The organism is Curvibacter sp. EU05-FHT14A10 (assembly GCF_058791075.1).
On the sequence record NZ_JBYTDE010000003.1, the window covers coordinates 450,912 to 466,451 of the forward strand.

The 15,540-nt window shown below is 59.8% G+C and carries 12 protein-coding genes; 11 read left to right on the top strand and 1 reads right to left on the bottom strand.

Features of this window, described 5'->3' with window-relative positions; all coding sequences use genetic code 11:
- Positions 1–23: 23 nt before the first annotated feature.
- From AC3WUT_RS08080 to AC3WUT_RS08100, 5 genes are all read left to right on the top strand, one after another.
- Complete coding sequence (locus AC3WUT_RS08080; RefSeq protein ID WP_492346557.1) at positions 24–3,275, top strand: beta strand repeat-containing protein; 3,252 nt, start codon at positions 24–26, stop codon at positions 3,273–3,275.
- A gap of 524 nt (positions 3,276–3,799) precedes the next feature.
- Positions 3,800–4,651 (top strand): hypothetical protein, encoded by an 852-nt coding sequence (locus tag AC3WUT_RS08085; RefSeq protein WP_492346558.1) that lies wholly within the window; start codon positions 3,800–3,802, stop codon positions 4,649–4,651.
- Positions 4,652–5,556: 905 nt separating this feature from the next.
- Positions 5,557–5,871 carry a DUF883 family protein gene (locus AC3WUT_RS08090; RefSeq protein WP_492346559.1) on the top strand — a complete coding sequence of 105 codons (315 nt, stop codon included), beginning with the start codon at positions 5,557–5,559 and terminating at the stop codon, positions 5,869–5,871.
- Positions 5,871–6,305: a phage holin family protein gene (locus AC3WUT_RS08095; RefSeq protein ID WP_492346560.1), complete on the top strand. Its 435-nt coding sequence runs from the start codon at positions 5,871–5,873 to the stop codon at positions 6,303–6,305. The genes AC3WUT_RS08090 and AC3WUT_RS08095 overlap by 1 nt, the downstream gene beginning before the upstream one ends.
- An 83-nt stretch (positions 6,306–6,388) precedes the next feature.
- Positions 6,389–6,730, top strand: coding sequence for a hypothetical protein (locus AC3WUT_RS08100; protein ID WP_492346561.1), 342 nt, complete (start codon positions 6,389–6,391; stop codon positions 6,728–6,730).
- 160 nt (positions 6,731–6,890) lie between these two features.
- Here the strand turns inward: AC3WUT_RS08100 and AC3WUT_RS08105 are convergent, their stop codons facing one another.
- Positions 6,891–7,559: a transglutaminase-like cysteine peptidase gene (locus AC3WUT_RS08105; protein ID WP_492346562.1), complete on the bottom strand. Its 669-nt coding sequence runs from the start codon at positions 7,557–7,559 to the stop codon at positions 6,891–6,893.
- Positions 7,560–8,261: 702 nt separating this feature from the next.
- Between AC3WUT_RS08105 and AC3WUT_RS08110 the strand changes: the two genes are divergently transcribed.
- The 6 genes from AC3WUT_RS08110 (at position 8,262) to AC3WUT_RS08135 (ending at position 15,524) form a co-directional block, all read left to right on the top strand.
- Positions 8,262–9,659 carry an outer membrane beta-barrel protein gene (locus AC3WUT_RS08110; protein WP_492346563.1) on the top strand — a complete coding sequence of 466 codons (1,398 nt, stop codon included), beginning with the start codon at positions 8,262–8,264 and terminating at the stop codon, positions 9,657–9,659.
- Between the two features lie 20 nt (positions 9,660–9,679).
- On the top strand, positions 9,680–10,297 hold the full coding sequence (locus tag AC3WUT_RS08115; protein WP_492346564.1) for a polysaccharide biosynthesis/export family protein: 618 nt from the start codon (positions 9,680–9,682) through the stop codon (positions 10,295–10,297).
- Positions 10,298–10,418: 121 nt separating this feature from the next.
- A complete protein-coding gene (locus AC3WUT_RS08120) occupies positions 10,419–12,701 on the top strand; it encodes a GumC family protein (RefSeq protein WP_492346565.1) in 2,283 nt (760 codons plus the stop codon).
- Positions 12,702–12,743: 42 nt separating this feature from the next.
- Positions 12,744–13,481, top strand: coding sequence for a tyrosine-protein phosphatase (locus tag AC3WUT_RS08125; protein WP_492346566.1), 738 nt, complete (start codon positions 12,744–12,746; stop codon positions 13,479–13,481).
- Position 13,482: 1 nt separating this feature from the next.
- Entirely contained in the window at positions 13,483–14,007 is a 525-nt protein-coding gene (locus tag AC3WUT_RS08130; protein WP_492346567.1) for a hypothetical protein, read from the top strand.
- 116 nt (positions 14,008–14,123) lie between these two features.
- On the top strand, positions 14,124–15,524 hold the full coding sequence (locus AC3WUT_RS08135; RefSeq protein ID WP_492346568.1) for a UDP-glucose dehydrogenase family protein: 1,401 nt from the start codon (positions 14,124–14,126) through the stop codon (positions 15,522–15,524).
- The last annotated feature ends 16 nt before the right edge of the window (positions 15,525–15,540 follow it).

The window sequence follows — 15,540 nt, forward strand, 5'->3', positions numbered from 1 at the left end:
AAACCCAGCACGGATCCCCCAACATGAACAACTCCAACAAACTCGCAGCGGCCCTTGTGAAGGTGGCCTTGCCCAGCGCGGCTGTCGCTGGTGCCCTGGTCGGGGCGGGTCTGGCTGTGCGCTCGCATTCATCAGCCTCGCGGCGCCAGGCCCAGATCCAACCTGCACCCGCCCCGGCCCCTTTGGCCGAAGGGACCTCCGCCGACTCATTCGCGCTCGACGACAGCCCTGGGGCCGAAGCCATCCAGCGCACCCGCCTGAACACGGCCCAACGCCTGATGGCCCAGGTGCGGACCGGCCAGTCCTCCACCTCATCAGGCGCCCCGGTTTCAACACAGGATGAGGCGGTTCCAAGCCGATCTGGCCGTGCCAGCGGTGACCTGGGCTTGTTCACGGCCCATTCCCGGCGTCAGGGGGCCTTGCTGGGCAGCCTCAAAGTGGCCTCGGCAGGTTGTAATGGCATCTCATGCAGCAGTGGCACCAATGCCGGGAGCCCTTGTAGTGCGCCGGCGCAATGTTCACCAGCACCAGCACCAGCACCAGCGACACCTACCGTCGGCACTTTCGCTGGCCCCAGCAGCACCTACTACAAGGCGGGCCAAAATGTCGACTTCACGGTCTCCTTCTCGGCGGCTGTGACGGTTTCGGGATCGCCCCGCGTGGTCTTGCAGGTGGGTGGCACCCCCAGCTACTACGCCAACTACCTGTCGGGAACCGGCTCAACCACCCTGACCTTCCGGTACACCCCTTCGGCCGGGGCCAACGGCACGGTCAGCGCCTCGGCCAATTTGGACCTCAACGGCGGCTCCATCAAGAACGGCACTTCCAACAGCGTCGCGAACACCAGCTTGACAGGCACCTACAGCGGCCTGGTGATCGACACCACCGCGCCCGACAAAGCCAGTAGCGGCGCCATCACCGCCAGCGACGTCGACAGCAGCGGCGGTTACAGCCTCAACGACACCATCACCCTCACCTTCAGCGAGCTCGTCCTGGTGAGCAGCGTGACGGCGGCCAACCTGTCGGTCAGCAGCAAGAGCCTGGGCACAGGCGCGGCGGTGAGCGCGCAGTCACCCAACGCCGGCTATGCCACCACCTACGTGCTGACCCTGGGCACCGGCACCAGCGTCGCCTCTGGCGACACCCTGACCATTGCGGCCGCCAACGTGGTAGACCGGGCCGGCAATACGGCTTCGGCGGCCGTCAATTTCACCTTGCCAGTCTTCAACACGGCCCCCACCGCCAGTTCGGTCAGCCTGAGCGGCACCACCACGGCGGGCAATGCGCTGACTGGCAGCTACAGCTACAGCGATGCCAACAGCGACACGCAGAACACCAGCGGCAGCGGCACCAGCTACCGCTGGGTGCGCTCCACGGACAACAGCGTGGCCACCACCGGCGACAACACTGCGGTCAGCAGCGGCTTCACCTTGGGCACCAACCAGACCTACACCCTGGTGGCCGGCGATGTGGGCAAGTACCTGTTCTACTGCGTGACGCCGGTCGCCAACACGGGCATCACGACGGGGGCTGAGGACTGCAGCGCTGCCAGCAGCCAGGTGGCAGCGCCTGCCGCCACCAGCATCAGCAGCATCAACTCGCCCAGCAACGGCTATTACAAGGCCGGCACAACCTTGACCTTCACGGTCAACCTGGGGGCGGCTGTCACGGTCACAGGCACGCCGCGCATTGCCGTCAACCTGGGGGGCTCGACCGTGTATGCCAACTACGCCTCGGGCAGCGGTACCAGCGCCTTGAGTTTCAGCTACACCGTGCAAAGTGGCGACACCGCGGCCTCAGGCATCAGCATCAGCAGCCCGGTGCAACTGAACGGCGGCACCATTCAAGACGCCTACTCCCAAACGCCGACCCTGACCTTCACCCCGCCCACCTTGAGCGGGGTGCTGGTGGACACCACCGTACCCGACAAAGCCAGCAGTGGCGCCATCACCGCCAATGATGCCGATGCCACGGGCAGCTACACAGTGGCTGACACCCTGACCCTGACCTTCAGCGAGCCGGTGGCCACGGCCAGCCTGGCCGTCGGCAACCTGTCGGTCAGCGGCAAATCGTTGGGCGCTACACCGTCGCTGACCCCGATATCGGCCAGCAATGGCTACGCCACCAGCTACTTGCTGACGTTGGGCAGCGGCACCACGGTAGCCAACAGCGACACCTTGGCGATCACCGCCGCCAACGTGGTGGACAAGGCCGGCAATGCTGCGGCCAGTGTCGTCAACTTCACGCTGCCAACCTTGAATGCGGTGCCGGTGGCCAGCACCGTGGGCATCACCGGCACCGCACAGGTGGGCGTGCAACTCACAGGCACCTACACCTACAGCGACGCAGAGAGCAACGCCGAGGGCACCAGCCAGTACGCCTGGTACGTGGGGGCCAACAGCAATGGCTCGGGCAAGACCGCCATCAACCTGGCCACAGGCCTCAACTACACGCCAGTGGCTGGCGATGTGGGCAAATACTTGTTCTTCTGCGTCACCCCGGTGGCATCGGCTGGCACCACCACAGGGGTGCAAGCCTGTTCGACCGCCTCTGCCGCAGTGCTGGCCGCCGCCATCAACGGGCAGTGCGGCACGGTGGCTGCCACACCCTTCATGCCTACTGGGGCAGGGCTTTGCCTGACCCCTGGCGCGGCTTCGGTCGTCAATGTGGGGTCTCCCTGGACCTGGACCTGCCAAGGCAGCAATGGTGGCAGCAGCTCACCCACCTGTTCGGCACCCAATTCGTCGGTCACAGGCACCACCACGGGCCGAGCCACGCAGTCGGTGAGCAACGGGTGGGCGATTGATACCCCCAACTCGGCGGGCTTCATTCCAGTCACCGGTCATGCCAAATCGCCCTTGGTGGCACCTCCTGCTGGTTACACCTTTCCGCAGGGCTTGTTTGACGTCACTTTGACGGGCCCTCAAGGCGGTTCGACCACACTGGTGCTGACCTTCTCAAACCCACTGCCAACGGGCACGGTCTACATGAAGTACGGCAAAACCTCGCCCACCGACACGGCGCATTGGTACCGCTTCACGGCGGCCCAGATCGGCACCAACACCATCACGCTGCCTTTGGTCGACGGTGGTCAGGGTGACGACGACGGTACGCTGGACGGCGTCATCACCGATCCTGGTGGCCCCGCCATCGACAACTCGCTCAACAGCGTGCCCACCTTGTCCGAATGGGCCACCTTGGGCTTGTCTGGCGGGCTGGGATGGCTTGCCATGCTGGGCCTGCGTCGCCGTCGCCGGTCGCAAGCCATTCATTGAATGAAGCGGGCCTTGCCCGCTTCAACCCAGGCCGCCTCCTGCGCCATCGAGCGGCCATGCCACGGCAAGCACTGAAACGCTGACACCAGCACGATCCGCCCCCCCAGCCTGGCCGGGGGTGTATCACCGCGCACGACGCCACACCGTCGTGCCAAGCCCCTTCTGTAAGCCGTGCACACCTGGCCTAGCTGCCTCAGCACCCGGCTGGCTCATGCACTGGCGCATTCAGCGCATGCGGCGCACTCAGCGCAGTTGGCGCCAGTTCTACCCAAGCCACCTTCAGAGCCACACCGTGCGCCAGCGTGGCACGTGCTTTTCAGGCTCTGCCCCCCCCGAACTTGTGGGTTTTGGGCCTTTGCTAATCCTTCTCATGGCGTCACAGCCTAGAAATGGAAAATCTTTACATTTACGTGAAGTTTTGCACAAGAAGACAACATTTGGTGTTTCTGTTACTATTTAATTCTAAAATATATAAACGATAACGAAATGTCATCAACATCATCAGTGATAAAAAAAGACTGATAGTGCGCAAAAAACTATTTACGGAGAACCGCTTTGTGGACAAGCCCGATCCAACGTCACGTTTGAATGCAGCGCCGCGCTCGGGGTCTGTTCGCAGTGCCGGTGGCATCACCAGATGGGTGCAACGGCTTCCCGGGGCAGGGTGGCTGTCTCATTTTTGGGCGCGCCTGGGCCGCAATACGGGCCAGCCATCGAGGGCCCATGCTGATCACGCCGCGCATTTGCACACCTCTGAAAGTGGGTTTCCACCCTCCGGCCCATTCATTGCCGGTGATGTGCCGCCCTCAGAGAAAGAACTGGCCGAGCGCCTGCTCAAGTACGTGCGCTCCAGAAAGAACGCCCATGACGGCTGGATTCTTTTTGACCACCTTGACCATGCCACCAAAGTCAATCGGATGTTTTTCTCTCAGTTTGGCTTGAAGGAAGAAGACGTGCGCGGGTGTTCACCGGAAGAGGTGTTGGCCACCATCAGCCTGGCCTGCGATCTGGAGGGCGACTTTCCTCAGATCAGCTATCTGTCGATGGACATATTCAACAAACCCGCACAAAACAAAAATTACAGCTGTGTTTTCAAGATAAGCCTGCCTGAAAAACGATTGATGCAGGTCGTTCGGTGCGAACTGGGCTCTGTTAAATATGGCAGCCTATTGCTTTTCACCGATGTCAGTCATCTGCCCATTGTCGGAGTGATGATGGCGCAATCACTGCCGGGCCTGAATGATTTTCAGAGGATATCGCCTTTTGCGCGTACCTCGCAGGCCCATCAATATTCATCAAGCCAAGCAAAAAATAATCAGGCTTTAAGCCCCCAGGTGGCCAGAAGTCACATCGCGGTAGAGAGGCAGGAGACATGAGTAGCCAAAACCTGCAACCAACTCTCTGGGTATTTAACACCTCTCGCAAATAACTCCCAACCCCTGGTTTGTTTTATTTTGGTGCGTGCTCGCCAGGCCTTTAAACGCCTGGTGGGCACCCGCAAAGCCAGTTTTCTTTGACTTCAATCGGTGTGAAAGTTTTATGAATTTCGAAAACAGCAGCAAATACCATTTGGTATGCCGGCAGTGCGGCAGCGGGCTATCCCGCATGAAAAGACCTTTGTGGATGCGATTGATCCCGGGTTCAAAACGACATGAGTGTGACTACTGTGCGGCGGTGTACATGCAGGTCTTCGGGGGTTTGTTGAATACCCAGCGCGGAACGGGCAGAAAAAGAAACCTGAAGTACTGAAGATCGTCGGCCGACCCCTGTGCTGGGGCCATGCCCTTCGGGGCGGCAGATCTGCGGCAAATCTGTGGCAGTGGGCGGGTCGGCCCTGTTGCAACCACCCTGGGCGCTCAGGTTGGTGGCTTGGGGCGTTGCGTTGATTTTGGCCGTGCTGCGTGCGGCATCGGGTGCTGTGGCTGCCATCGTTGGGCCGCGCGCCGTGCCGTGCAACGCCGTTTTCTGGCCCCTCGGGGCCTGTGCTGGGCCGCATTCGGTGCAGCCTGTGTCGCACCCCATTTGTATCGGGTGGTGTCGTGATGCCTTATGCGCCATGCCTGCCTGCCTTGGCTGCCCAGCTTGCTGTCGCAGGCCTGCGCTGCGCCCCAGAGCCTTGGCCCTGCCGTTCGGCATACTTACATCTGTTAACGAACCACGGGTCGGTAGCGCCTTTCTAATTGACCCCGCTCAATGCCATGCCACCGACTGTGCTTAATATGTGCACATGCTCGTCGGTTGGCATATGGCCCGACCGGAGCCTGTCCCCAGGAGAGAGAACATGTCTTCCAGCACACACGAATCTACCGGCAACTCCACCCAGACCGAACTTGAGAACCTGGTCGCCGATCTGCGCAGCCTGATCGGCCGCAAAGAGCTTGATTCGGTGCCAGAAATCCGTGCCCTGCGCGAGCGCATGGAGTCGGGCATTGAAAGCGTGCGCGACAGCGCCGTGCGCGCCGCCCAAGAGGCCGCCCGCCAGGCCCGCGAAGCCGCACGCGTGGCCAACGATTACGCCCACGACGAACCCTGGCGTGTAGCAGGTGCCGCCCTGGCCGTGGGCGCCTTGGTGGGCTATTTGCTGGGCCGCCGCTGATGGCTGATGCGCAGCCCGGCGCTCGCCCGGCGGGCCGCTTCAGGTGGTTGTCGCTGCTGGGGCTTGAGGCCCCGCTGCAACGCCTGCGCGGCACCGTCACCGAGACCGCCCTGGCGGCCGAAGACCGGGTTGAGCTGCTGAGCATCGAGTGGGCCGAAGAAAAGCAGCGCCTGCGCCGCCTGCTGGTGCTGGCCGTGGCTGCGGCGGCACTCACCGTGGTGCTGTTCATCGTGCTGTCGGCTGCGGTGCTGGTGCAGTTCTGGGACACCCCCTGGCGCCTTGGCGCCGCGTGGGGCGTTGCCGCAGCCTGGGCCCTGGCCTGGGGTGGGGTGCTGGTGGCCCTTGTACGGGTGGCCCGCCAGGGCCAGCAAGCCTTTGCCCTGACCCGGCGCGAGCTGGGCCGCGACTGGGCCGACCTCAAGGAGGGGCTGTGACACCTCGCCGCACCCACGATCACCCCCACGGTCGCCCTCAAAATCGCCCGCGCCGTGGCCACCCCCACCCGGCTGCCGAGGCCGTGGCATCTTCAGACGAGCTTGCCAGCGCCATGCCCATCACCGATGTGTCTGATCAATCCCTCAGCCTGGCCGAACGCAAGGCCCAACTGGTCGAGCGCATCGAGCGCCAACGCCTGCTGCGGCAAACCCGCAGCATCCAGGCCGCCATCGCCCGGCTGCACGCCAAAGGGCAGGGCGCATCGGCTGACGACACCGGGTTTCCGCGCAGCAAGACATTGCGCCTGATCACCAGCCAACCTGCTCTGGTGGCTGGGGCTGCGGGTGTTTTGCTGATGGTGGGCCCCGCGCGGCTGCTGCGCCTGGCCAGCTGGGTGGTGCCCATGCTGCTGCGCCGCCGCTGAGGCATCAACCCGGCCGGGGCTCTGCCCAGGTTGATCTGGGCTGGCCCTGGTTTGGGCCTGTGCCACGGCCTGCCTAAAAAGGCCAAGGCCGCCTATGGCGCCCCGCCCCTGGCTGGGGCTGGTTTGGCCACCCGGTGGCTGCGCTGCCACCCGCGGTGGTTTACATCTGCTGCTCGCGCTGCAGCTTGGCCTGCAGCTCTTTCCACAAACGCACCTGGCTTGAGCCCCCCTTGCGCGTCGAGCCATTGGGCAACCACAGATCGTCGTCATTGAAGCTGTACACCGGCTCCAGGTCGGTGCGCTGCGATGCGGGGCGAATCACGGGGTTCAGGTTGTCCAGAATCAGGGGCTCGGCATCTGGGCTGGGGTAGTAAGCCAGCACCATGTGCGCCTCGTTCAGGCGCAAGGCGCGCACATAGGTGATGCGCAAGCGGTCAATCGGTATGCCCAGCTCTTTCAGCGTCAGGTACTTGGCAATCGCGTAGTCTTCGCAATCGGCCGCCAGGCTGCCCAGCGACTCAACCGGTGTGGCCCAGTAATCTTCCACCCCCCAATGCCGCGCATCAGTCATGTACGGGATCTGGTTGAAAAAGTCGTTTGAGCGCAGCAGCAACTGCGGGGCGTCCAGCTTGTTGGCCGCCACCTGGGCCTGGGCATCGCGCACCAGGCGTTGCCAGGTCAGCATGCGGCTTGGCGCCCCCGCGCCCCAGCGTTGCTCGGCCCAACTGAGCAGGTTGCGCGAAAACTCAACCAACTCGGCCTGGCTTTGGCTTGCCGCCAGCGCAAGGGCCAGGCACAACAAGCCCACCATGCGTTGGGGCCAGCGCAAGGCACGCAGCCTGCCCGCCCACTCAAAGGCACCTTGCCTGTCGCCGGCCTGGGCACGGCGGGGTGGGGCTGTAAGGGTGGGCTGGTGCATCGGGTTGAAATGGTAGCGTCTGTGCTCTGGTGCGGGGCGGTTTGTGTGCAGTGCCGCAAAAACCGACCCCAAGCCTGGGCCCTGGGCGGGCCACGAAGGCAAATTGTGTTGCATGGCTGATACATCTACGGTGGCCATTTGGCAGCCCCGCCCAGCCCATTTTGGTCGCTATGCGCACAAGACAACGATGTCAGCGCCATGGCCGCCCGCGATCAACCCCCAATGCCAGCAAGGCTACCCCCGTGGTTTCGACTTGATTTGAAACAAATTGAAATCATATTTTTCAATTAATGCTCTCATATTTGATCATTTTGATTTTTAATGCCCAGCGGAATCGTGAACATCGCTAAAAAGCGCGCCCCTCACCCAAATGGGGGAAGGGTGGAGGCCCCGTTTGATGGTACAGATTGGGTAACGTCAAGTTCGAATGCTCAGCACCGGACAAGGCGTTACAAAGTTTCTGAACTCATTATTAGGGTTAGTACTGGAAAAAAAAGGGCCCGTGTTAACATCTTCACACATTTGCCATTGACACTTCCCTTGGTGAGTGCGTGCAGGCGAGGCGCGGCAACACCGCGACATCTATCAACACTTTTGTAGAGTGCCACGGACATGAACAAACATCACACCCACCCTCTGGCCCTTGCGGTTGCAACCCTTTGCTTCTGCATCTCGGCCCAAGCCCAATCTACCAACGATGCTGCCAGCAAGGCCAGCGCCACTGCAGACAGCAGTGCCGCCACCCCCACGGCGCCTTCGGCGCCGGCGGGTGATGCAGGCTTCATGGGTGGTATGTTCAGTGCCCCCGGCACCACGGGCAGCTTGGGCCAGTTGGCCGCCACCCCCTCGTACGAGTTGGCCGGCATTGGCCGCCGCGACAGCACGCAAACCACCATCTTGACCTCGCCCGTCAATGGTCTGCCAGTTCGTTTCAACAACGGCATTTTTGTGTATGCATCGGCCCTTGCAGGCTTTGGTCACAACAGCAACGTGAATGCGGCTACCAGCGGTGGCGTGGCATCTAATTTCTATTCTCTGCAGCCTGATATTGTGGGCGAGCTTAAAACCCGTGGTGACCGTTATACCCTGCGTTATCAGGGTAATTACACCAAATACACCGCCAGCTCTGCTGATAATTTTAATCACCATAATTTTGATTTAGCGGGTGATAATTATTTCAGCAGCCGATCCAGCCTGGGTTGGGATGTTGGGTATATCGAAACATCTGATGCCCGTGGCACCACCAACACCACCGCCACGTCTACCCCCAATCGTTGGAATGCACCAACAGCCCGTGCCATTTACGCTTACGGTGCCAAAGAGGCACAAGGCCGCATTGAGGTTGAGGGTAACTACATCTCTAAGCGATACCAAAATAACCTGACCGTCACGTCGGTTTTGAATAACGACAAGACGGGTATCGCCGGTCGTTTTTACTATCGTGTGGCACCCCGCACCAGCATGATGGTTGAGCTGAATCAGGTGCATGCCAATTACGTTAACAACACAGGCTATAGCAACAACGATCGCCGCGTTTATGTGGGTGTGGTGTGGGACGCTACGGCCAAGACATCGGGCGCCTTCAAGATTGGCTCTGCCCAAAAAACATTCACTGATGGTGGCTTTGGCAAGGCCACCGGCACGGCCTGGGAGGGCTCAGTGAAGTGGTCACCTTTGACCTACTCTAACTTTGAGTTGGTCAGCAGCCGCACCTTGGCAGATTCGACAGGCTTGGGCAATTACCTGATCAACACGGGTAACTTGGTCAACTGGAACCACAAATGGCGCAGCAACCTGACCAGCACGGCCAGTCTGGGCACGCTGAAGTCTGAGTACGATGGCGCGGGCCGTACAGACAACATCGACAACGCTTCGATTGGCGTGTTTTACGAGGTGGGCCGCAACTGGCGCGCTGGTGCGCAATGGGCTTACACCAAGCGCAAATCGAACCAAGTCATTAACGAGTTCAACCGTAACTCTACCTTCCTCTCGCTGCAAGGCACTCTGTAATTCTTGAAGGGGCACGGCCTGTGACTTTGTTTCGATTTTTGTGCTCAATCAAAGCGGCGGTGGCCGGTGCCCTGATGCTGGGTTGTGCGGGGCTAGCCATTGCGGCGGATGTTTCTGCGAACCAAGCCGGTGACTATGCTCTCAACCCGCAAACTGGTGCTCGTGTGTCTGCCTTGTCTAGCTACAAATTGGCGGCGGGTGACGTGATCACTATTCGGGTTTTGGGTGAAGATGACTTCACCCGTGAAAAGATCCGTTTGACTGATGCGGGTACCGTTAGTTTCCCGGCGATTGGTGAAATCAAAGTTCTGGGTCGCACCGTCGGGGATCTGGAGGCCATCATCGTGGCTGGCTTGAAAGGGCGGATTCTGGTCAACCCCAAGGTTTCAGTGCAAATTGAGGAATATCGACCCTTTTATGTCAATGGCATGGTTGAAAAACCCGGAGGCTACCCTTTTCAACCAGGTTTGACGGTGCGTAAAGCCGCATCATTGGCTGGTGGTTTCAAGGAGAGAGCCTCGGTGAATAAAATTTATGTCATTCGCGAAGACGATCCTACCCAGAAAGCCCAGAAGGTTGATTTGAATACTTATATTGGGCCGGGCGATATCGTAACGGTCGAAGAAAGCTTTTTCTAAGCCAGCTTTAAGCCTGCGTCACAGATGCTTGAGCCTTTTGTGAAGGCTCTGCTTGTATCTGTAATTGATAAATATGGCCTCATGCCCATGGGTGAGGTTGCCTGAATTGAGTCTGTCACACATGTCTTTGATTACACAGCCGTCTGCCGAGTTGCCCCATAAGCACAAGCAGATTTCATTGCACGACCCGGATGACGAAGCCGGCAAGCTTGACCTGGTGGAATACTGGCGCAGTATCACTAAGCGCAAGTGGGCTATCTTGGCCTTTGGGTTAGTCGTGGCCTTGCTGGCGGGTGTGATTGTTTTTGCGCTTACCCCCGTTTATCGGGGCACGTCGACTGTACTGATCGAAGCCAACAAAAACAAGGTGGTTTCGATTGAAGACGTGTACAGCGGTATCAGCCAGAATCGTGAATATTTTCAAACCCAGGTTGAAATCATCAAATCGCGCGAAGTCGCCATTCGTACCATCCAGGTGCTGAAGCTTTGGGATTATCCAGAGTTTGATCCCCGTGCTAAAGAGAAAAGCCAACTGCAAGAATGGTCAGAGAAGCTGGGTGTCAGTGACGAGGTCGAGGGCAAGGATTGGACAGACACATCCTTGGCCGATGCTGTTTTTTTGAAGTTTAGTAAGAGGCTGACGATTGAGCCTGTTCGCTTGAGTCAACTTGCCAGAATTAGTTTTGAATCAAGTAGCCCCGCATTGGCTGCATTGGTTGCCAACACCATCGCAAACACCTACATCGAAAACGATTTGGATGCTCGCTACAAAATGACCAAGCAGGCCAGCGGCTGGTTGCAAGAGCGTTTGTCTAGTCTCAAGACCAAGCTCGACGAGTCAGAGCGCAATCTGCAGAATTATCGCGAGAAGGCCGGCATTGTGGATGTGAAGAGTGCAGCCCAAAGTGGTGCCGGCAAGCAGATTGAAGAAGTAACCCAGCGCTTGGTAGAGACACGTTTGCGGCGTGCTGAGGCAGAAAATGCCTACAACCAAATCAAGTCAGTGGGTAAAAATGGTGACTACAGCAGCTTGCCCGCTGTGGTGCGCAACAGTAATGTTTCAGAGGCGTTAAAGGCTCAGGCTGAGGCCGAGCGAACCATGTCGGAGGTGGCCCAGCGCTATGGTTTCGAGCACCCGAAGTACGTCGCTGCGGAAGCCACGCTTAAAAGTTCGCGTGATAACGTCAAACGCCAGGTTGAATCTGTTGTCGGCAGCGTCACCCGCGAGTACGAAGTGGCTGTGGGCACCGAGCGCGCTTTGGAGGGCACACTTAACAGTGCCCGTGGCAGCATCCAAAACTTGAACCGCAAAGAGTTTGAATTGGGCGTGTTGGAGCGTGAGGTGGATTCGAACCGCCAGATCTACGACATGTTCATGACCCGGGCCAAAGAGACCAATGTGTCGGGTGACTTGCAAAGTGCAGTAGCGCGGGTGGTAGACCCTGCGGTAGTGCCCATCAAACCCGTTAAACCGCAAAAGCCCCAAATCATCGGCATTGCTTTTGTGCTGGGCTTGTTCATTGGCGTGTTGGTGTCGTTGTTGCTTGATCGTTTGGACAACACCATCAAGACCACAGAAGACGTCGAATCCAAGCTCAAAGCCCCGTTGTTGACCACTTTGCCACTGCTTGACAAGGGCGATACTGACCGGGTGGCCAGTGCTCGCCTGTTTTTGGATAACCCTAAATCCATCTACTCGGAGGCGATTCGCACGGCGCGTACCGGGGTACTGCTGTCGGCCATTGATGTGCCCAACCGCATTTTGTTGGTGACATCAAGCCTGCCGGGTGAGGGTAAAACTACCTTCTCGATCAACCTGGCGTTGGCACATTCGCAAACCAAGCGCACGCTGCTGATTGATGCCGACATGCGTCGGCCTGCCATTACCAAGGGGTTGGATTTGGCACCTGCCGCCAAGGGCCTGTCTGAATTGGTGGCGGGTACTGCGGTGTTGGATGAATGCTTGCAGGCTGTGCCTGGCAGTACCTTGAGCGTGCTGGGCTCGGGCCGAATCCCGCCCAACCCGCTGGAACTGTTGCTGTCGCAAAAGTTCAAGGCCACGTTAGACGAGTTGGCTGCCATTTACGACATCATCGTGATCGATTCGCCCCCAGTAGAGTTGGTGAGCGATGCGCTGGTGATCAGCGCGCATGCCACCGGTGTGATTTATGCGGTTAAAGCTGCAGACACCCCGTACCCGCTGGCACGCAAGGGCCTGCAACGCATTCGGCGTGCCGAGGGTGAGATCATGGGCGTGGTGCTGAACCGCTTCGACTTCAAGCAGGCCGAAAAGTACTACGGCGAATACTCGGGCTATGGCAAATACGGTTATGGCAAGGGTGGCTACGGCGAGGCTTATGGCAGCGAACCCGAAGCCAATACTGGCAAAAAGAAGGCGGCCTAAGTTGCATGCCCTTGCACCGTACCTTTTGTAACCAGCTGATTTATGACTGAACCCACTGGCATCATCGATCTGCACTGCCATTTTTTGCATGGCATAGACGACGGTGCCCGCAACCTGGCCGAGTCGCTCGATTTGGCCCGGGCTGCGGTGGCCGATGGCATCACGGCCAGCGCCATGACGCCGCACATCCACCCCGGCCGCTACCCCAACCAAAAGTCTGTCATTGCCATGCATGTGCAGGCTTTTCAGCAGGTGCTGAACGAGCAGGGCATTCCGCTGGCGGTGTACCCGGGGGCCGAGTTGCGTGCGTCTGATGAATCGCTGCAGCAACTGGCCGACCACGAGGTGCCGTTTTTGGGCGAGCACAAGGGCATGAAGGTGTTGTTGCTTGAGTTTCCACACCAGGGCCTGCCTGTTTGGGGCTTGGGCTTTGTGTACAAGCTGCTGGAGCAGGGCATTCGCCCTTTGATTGCCCACCCCGAGCGTAACAAGCATGTGATGGCCGATGTAGACCGCATTCAGCCCTACATTGCGGCGGGCTGCTGGCTGCAGGTGACCGGCGGGTCGCTGCTGGGTGATTTTGGCAAAACCTCCGAGAAGGCCGCTTGGGCCCTGATGGATCAAGACGCCGTGGCTGTTGTGGCCAGCGATGCCCACAACCTGGACAGCCGTCCCCCGCATTTGGCGGCGGCCCGCCAAGCGGTTGAAGACGAATACGGTGCCCGCCGGGCCGATCGCCTGTTCAGGGCCACAGCGGCCAGTATTTTGGGGCTGGGCTGACATGATCAAGCCGCACCCCCGCCAATACCTACAGTGGGCGTTGTTGCTGGCAGGCTTGCTGTTGTTGGTAGCCGCCGCTCGCACCCTGTGGCCTGCAGCCCAGGCCGACTTGGGCACTGTCCGCGCCCGTGCGGGTGTTGAGCAGTGGCGCACCCACCCACGGCCCGTGCCGCTCAAAGAATGGGGCACCTGGCGGGCTGACTTGATTGCTGGAATTGCCCTGACGCCCAGCGATGCCCAACTGCACGACCTGATGGGCTACCTGTATGGCACCTATGCCTTGCAAGCCAAAGGGGCCCCTGATTTGGCACGTGATTTTTACCAGCAGGCCTACACCAACTTCAGCCAGGCAGCCATTTTGCGGCCCATGTCGCCCGATTTTGCGCAGAACGCTGGCTTGGCCGCCAAGCTCAGTGCCCAGCCCGATTTGCAGGCCAAAGGGCATTTTTGGGATTGCCGAGCCGTTGCCTACACCGCCGCCGGGGTTGCATTACCGAATGAATTGGTGGCAAGCAGGTGCCACTGATGGGCACAGGCATGTGTGCCGGTGGTGGGTTAAGTCTGTGTGCACTGGCGCCAGGCGCTTGCAGTCAAGGGTAGGTCATTATTTGAACTTATCCTCCTACACGGAGGTTTATTAAAATGAACGTAACAGTAATTGGCGCAGGCTACGTGGGCTTGGTAAGCGGCGTGTGTTTTGCAGACTTGGGCCACCATGTGATGTGCGTGGATGTGGATGCAGCCAAGGTCGATTTGTTGAATAAGGGCGGTGTGCCCATTTACGAGCCTGGCTTGGACGCCTTGATTGCCCGCAATCGGGCGGCAGGCCGCCTGAAGTTTTCAACCAGCATGGCCGAGGGCGTGGCCCATGCGCCGCTGCAGTTCATTGCTGTGGGTACACCGCCCGATGAAGACGGGGCTGCAGATTTGCAGTATGTGTTGGCCGCAGGCCGCAGCGTTGCCCAGCACATGAACGAATTCACGGTGATCGTGAACAAATCCACAGTGCCGGTGGGCACGGCTGGCAAAGTGACCGCTGCGGTAGCCCAGGTGCTGCAAGAGCGTGGCGTGGCGGTTGATTTTGCCGTGGTGTCAAACCCCGAGTTTTTGAAAGAGGGCGCGGCCATTGACGACTTCATGCGCCCCGACCGCATTGTGGTGGGCGCGGCAGAGGGCCCCTTGGGCGACCAGGCGTTTGAGGTGATGCGCAAGCTGTATGCCCCCATCAACCGCAACCACGACCGGCTGATGCGCATGAGCATCCACAGCGCCGAGCTGACCAAATACGCTGCCAACGCCATGCTGGCCACGCGCATCAGCTTTATGAACGAACTGGCCAACCTGGCCGACGAGGTGGGCGCCGATATCGAGCAAGTGCGTATTGGTATTGGCAGCGACAGCCGCATTGGCTACAGCTTTTTGTACGCGGGCACGGGCTATGGTGGCTCGTGCTTTCCGAAAGATGTGCAGGCCTTGCGCCGCACCGCTGCCGAGTGGGGGCACCCCATGCGCGTGCTAGAGGCGGTAGAAGAGGCCAACCAGCACCAGTTTGATGTGCTGGTGCGCAAGCTGCGCGCCCGCCTGGGCGACGACCTGCGTGGCAAAACCTTTGCCATCTGGGGCCTGGCCTTCAAACCCAACACCGACGACATGCGCCAGGCCCCCAGCCGCCACATCATCAAAGAGTTGCTGAACCGCGGCGCCAGTGTGCGCGCTTACGACCCCGTGGCCAAGGCCGAGGCCCAGCGCAGCATTGCGCTTGACTTTGCAGGCGTGCCCGAGTTGCTGCCCCGCGTGGCTTTTGTAGACGCCGCGGCAGATGCACTGCAACAGGCCGATGCCCTGTTGCTGGTGACCGAGTGGAAAGAGTTCAGGGGCTTTGATTTGCAGCAGATGCGCCAAAGCCTGCGCCAGCCCATCGTGTTTGACGGCCGCAACCAGTACGACCCTGAGGCCGTGGCTGCCGCGGGGCTTGAATACCACGGCATTGGCCGGGGTAAGCCGGTGGGTGTGGATGGTGCTGGTGGCACCCAGCAGACATAAAAAGCGGAGGATAGTT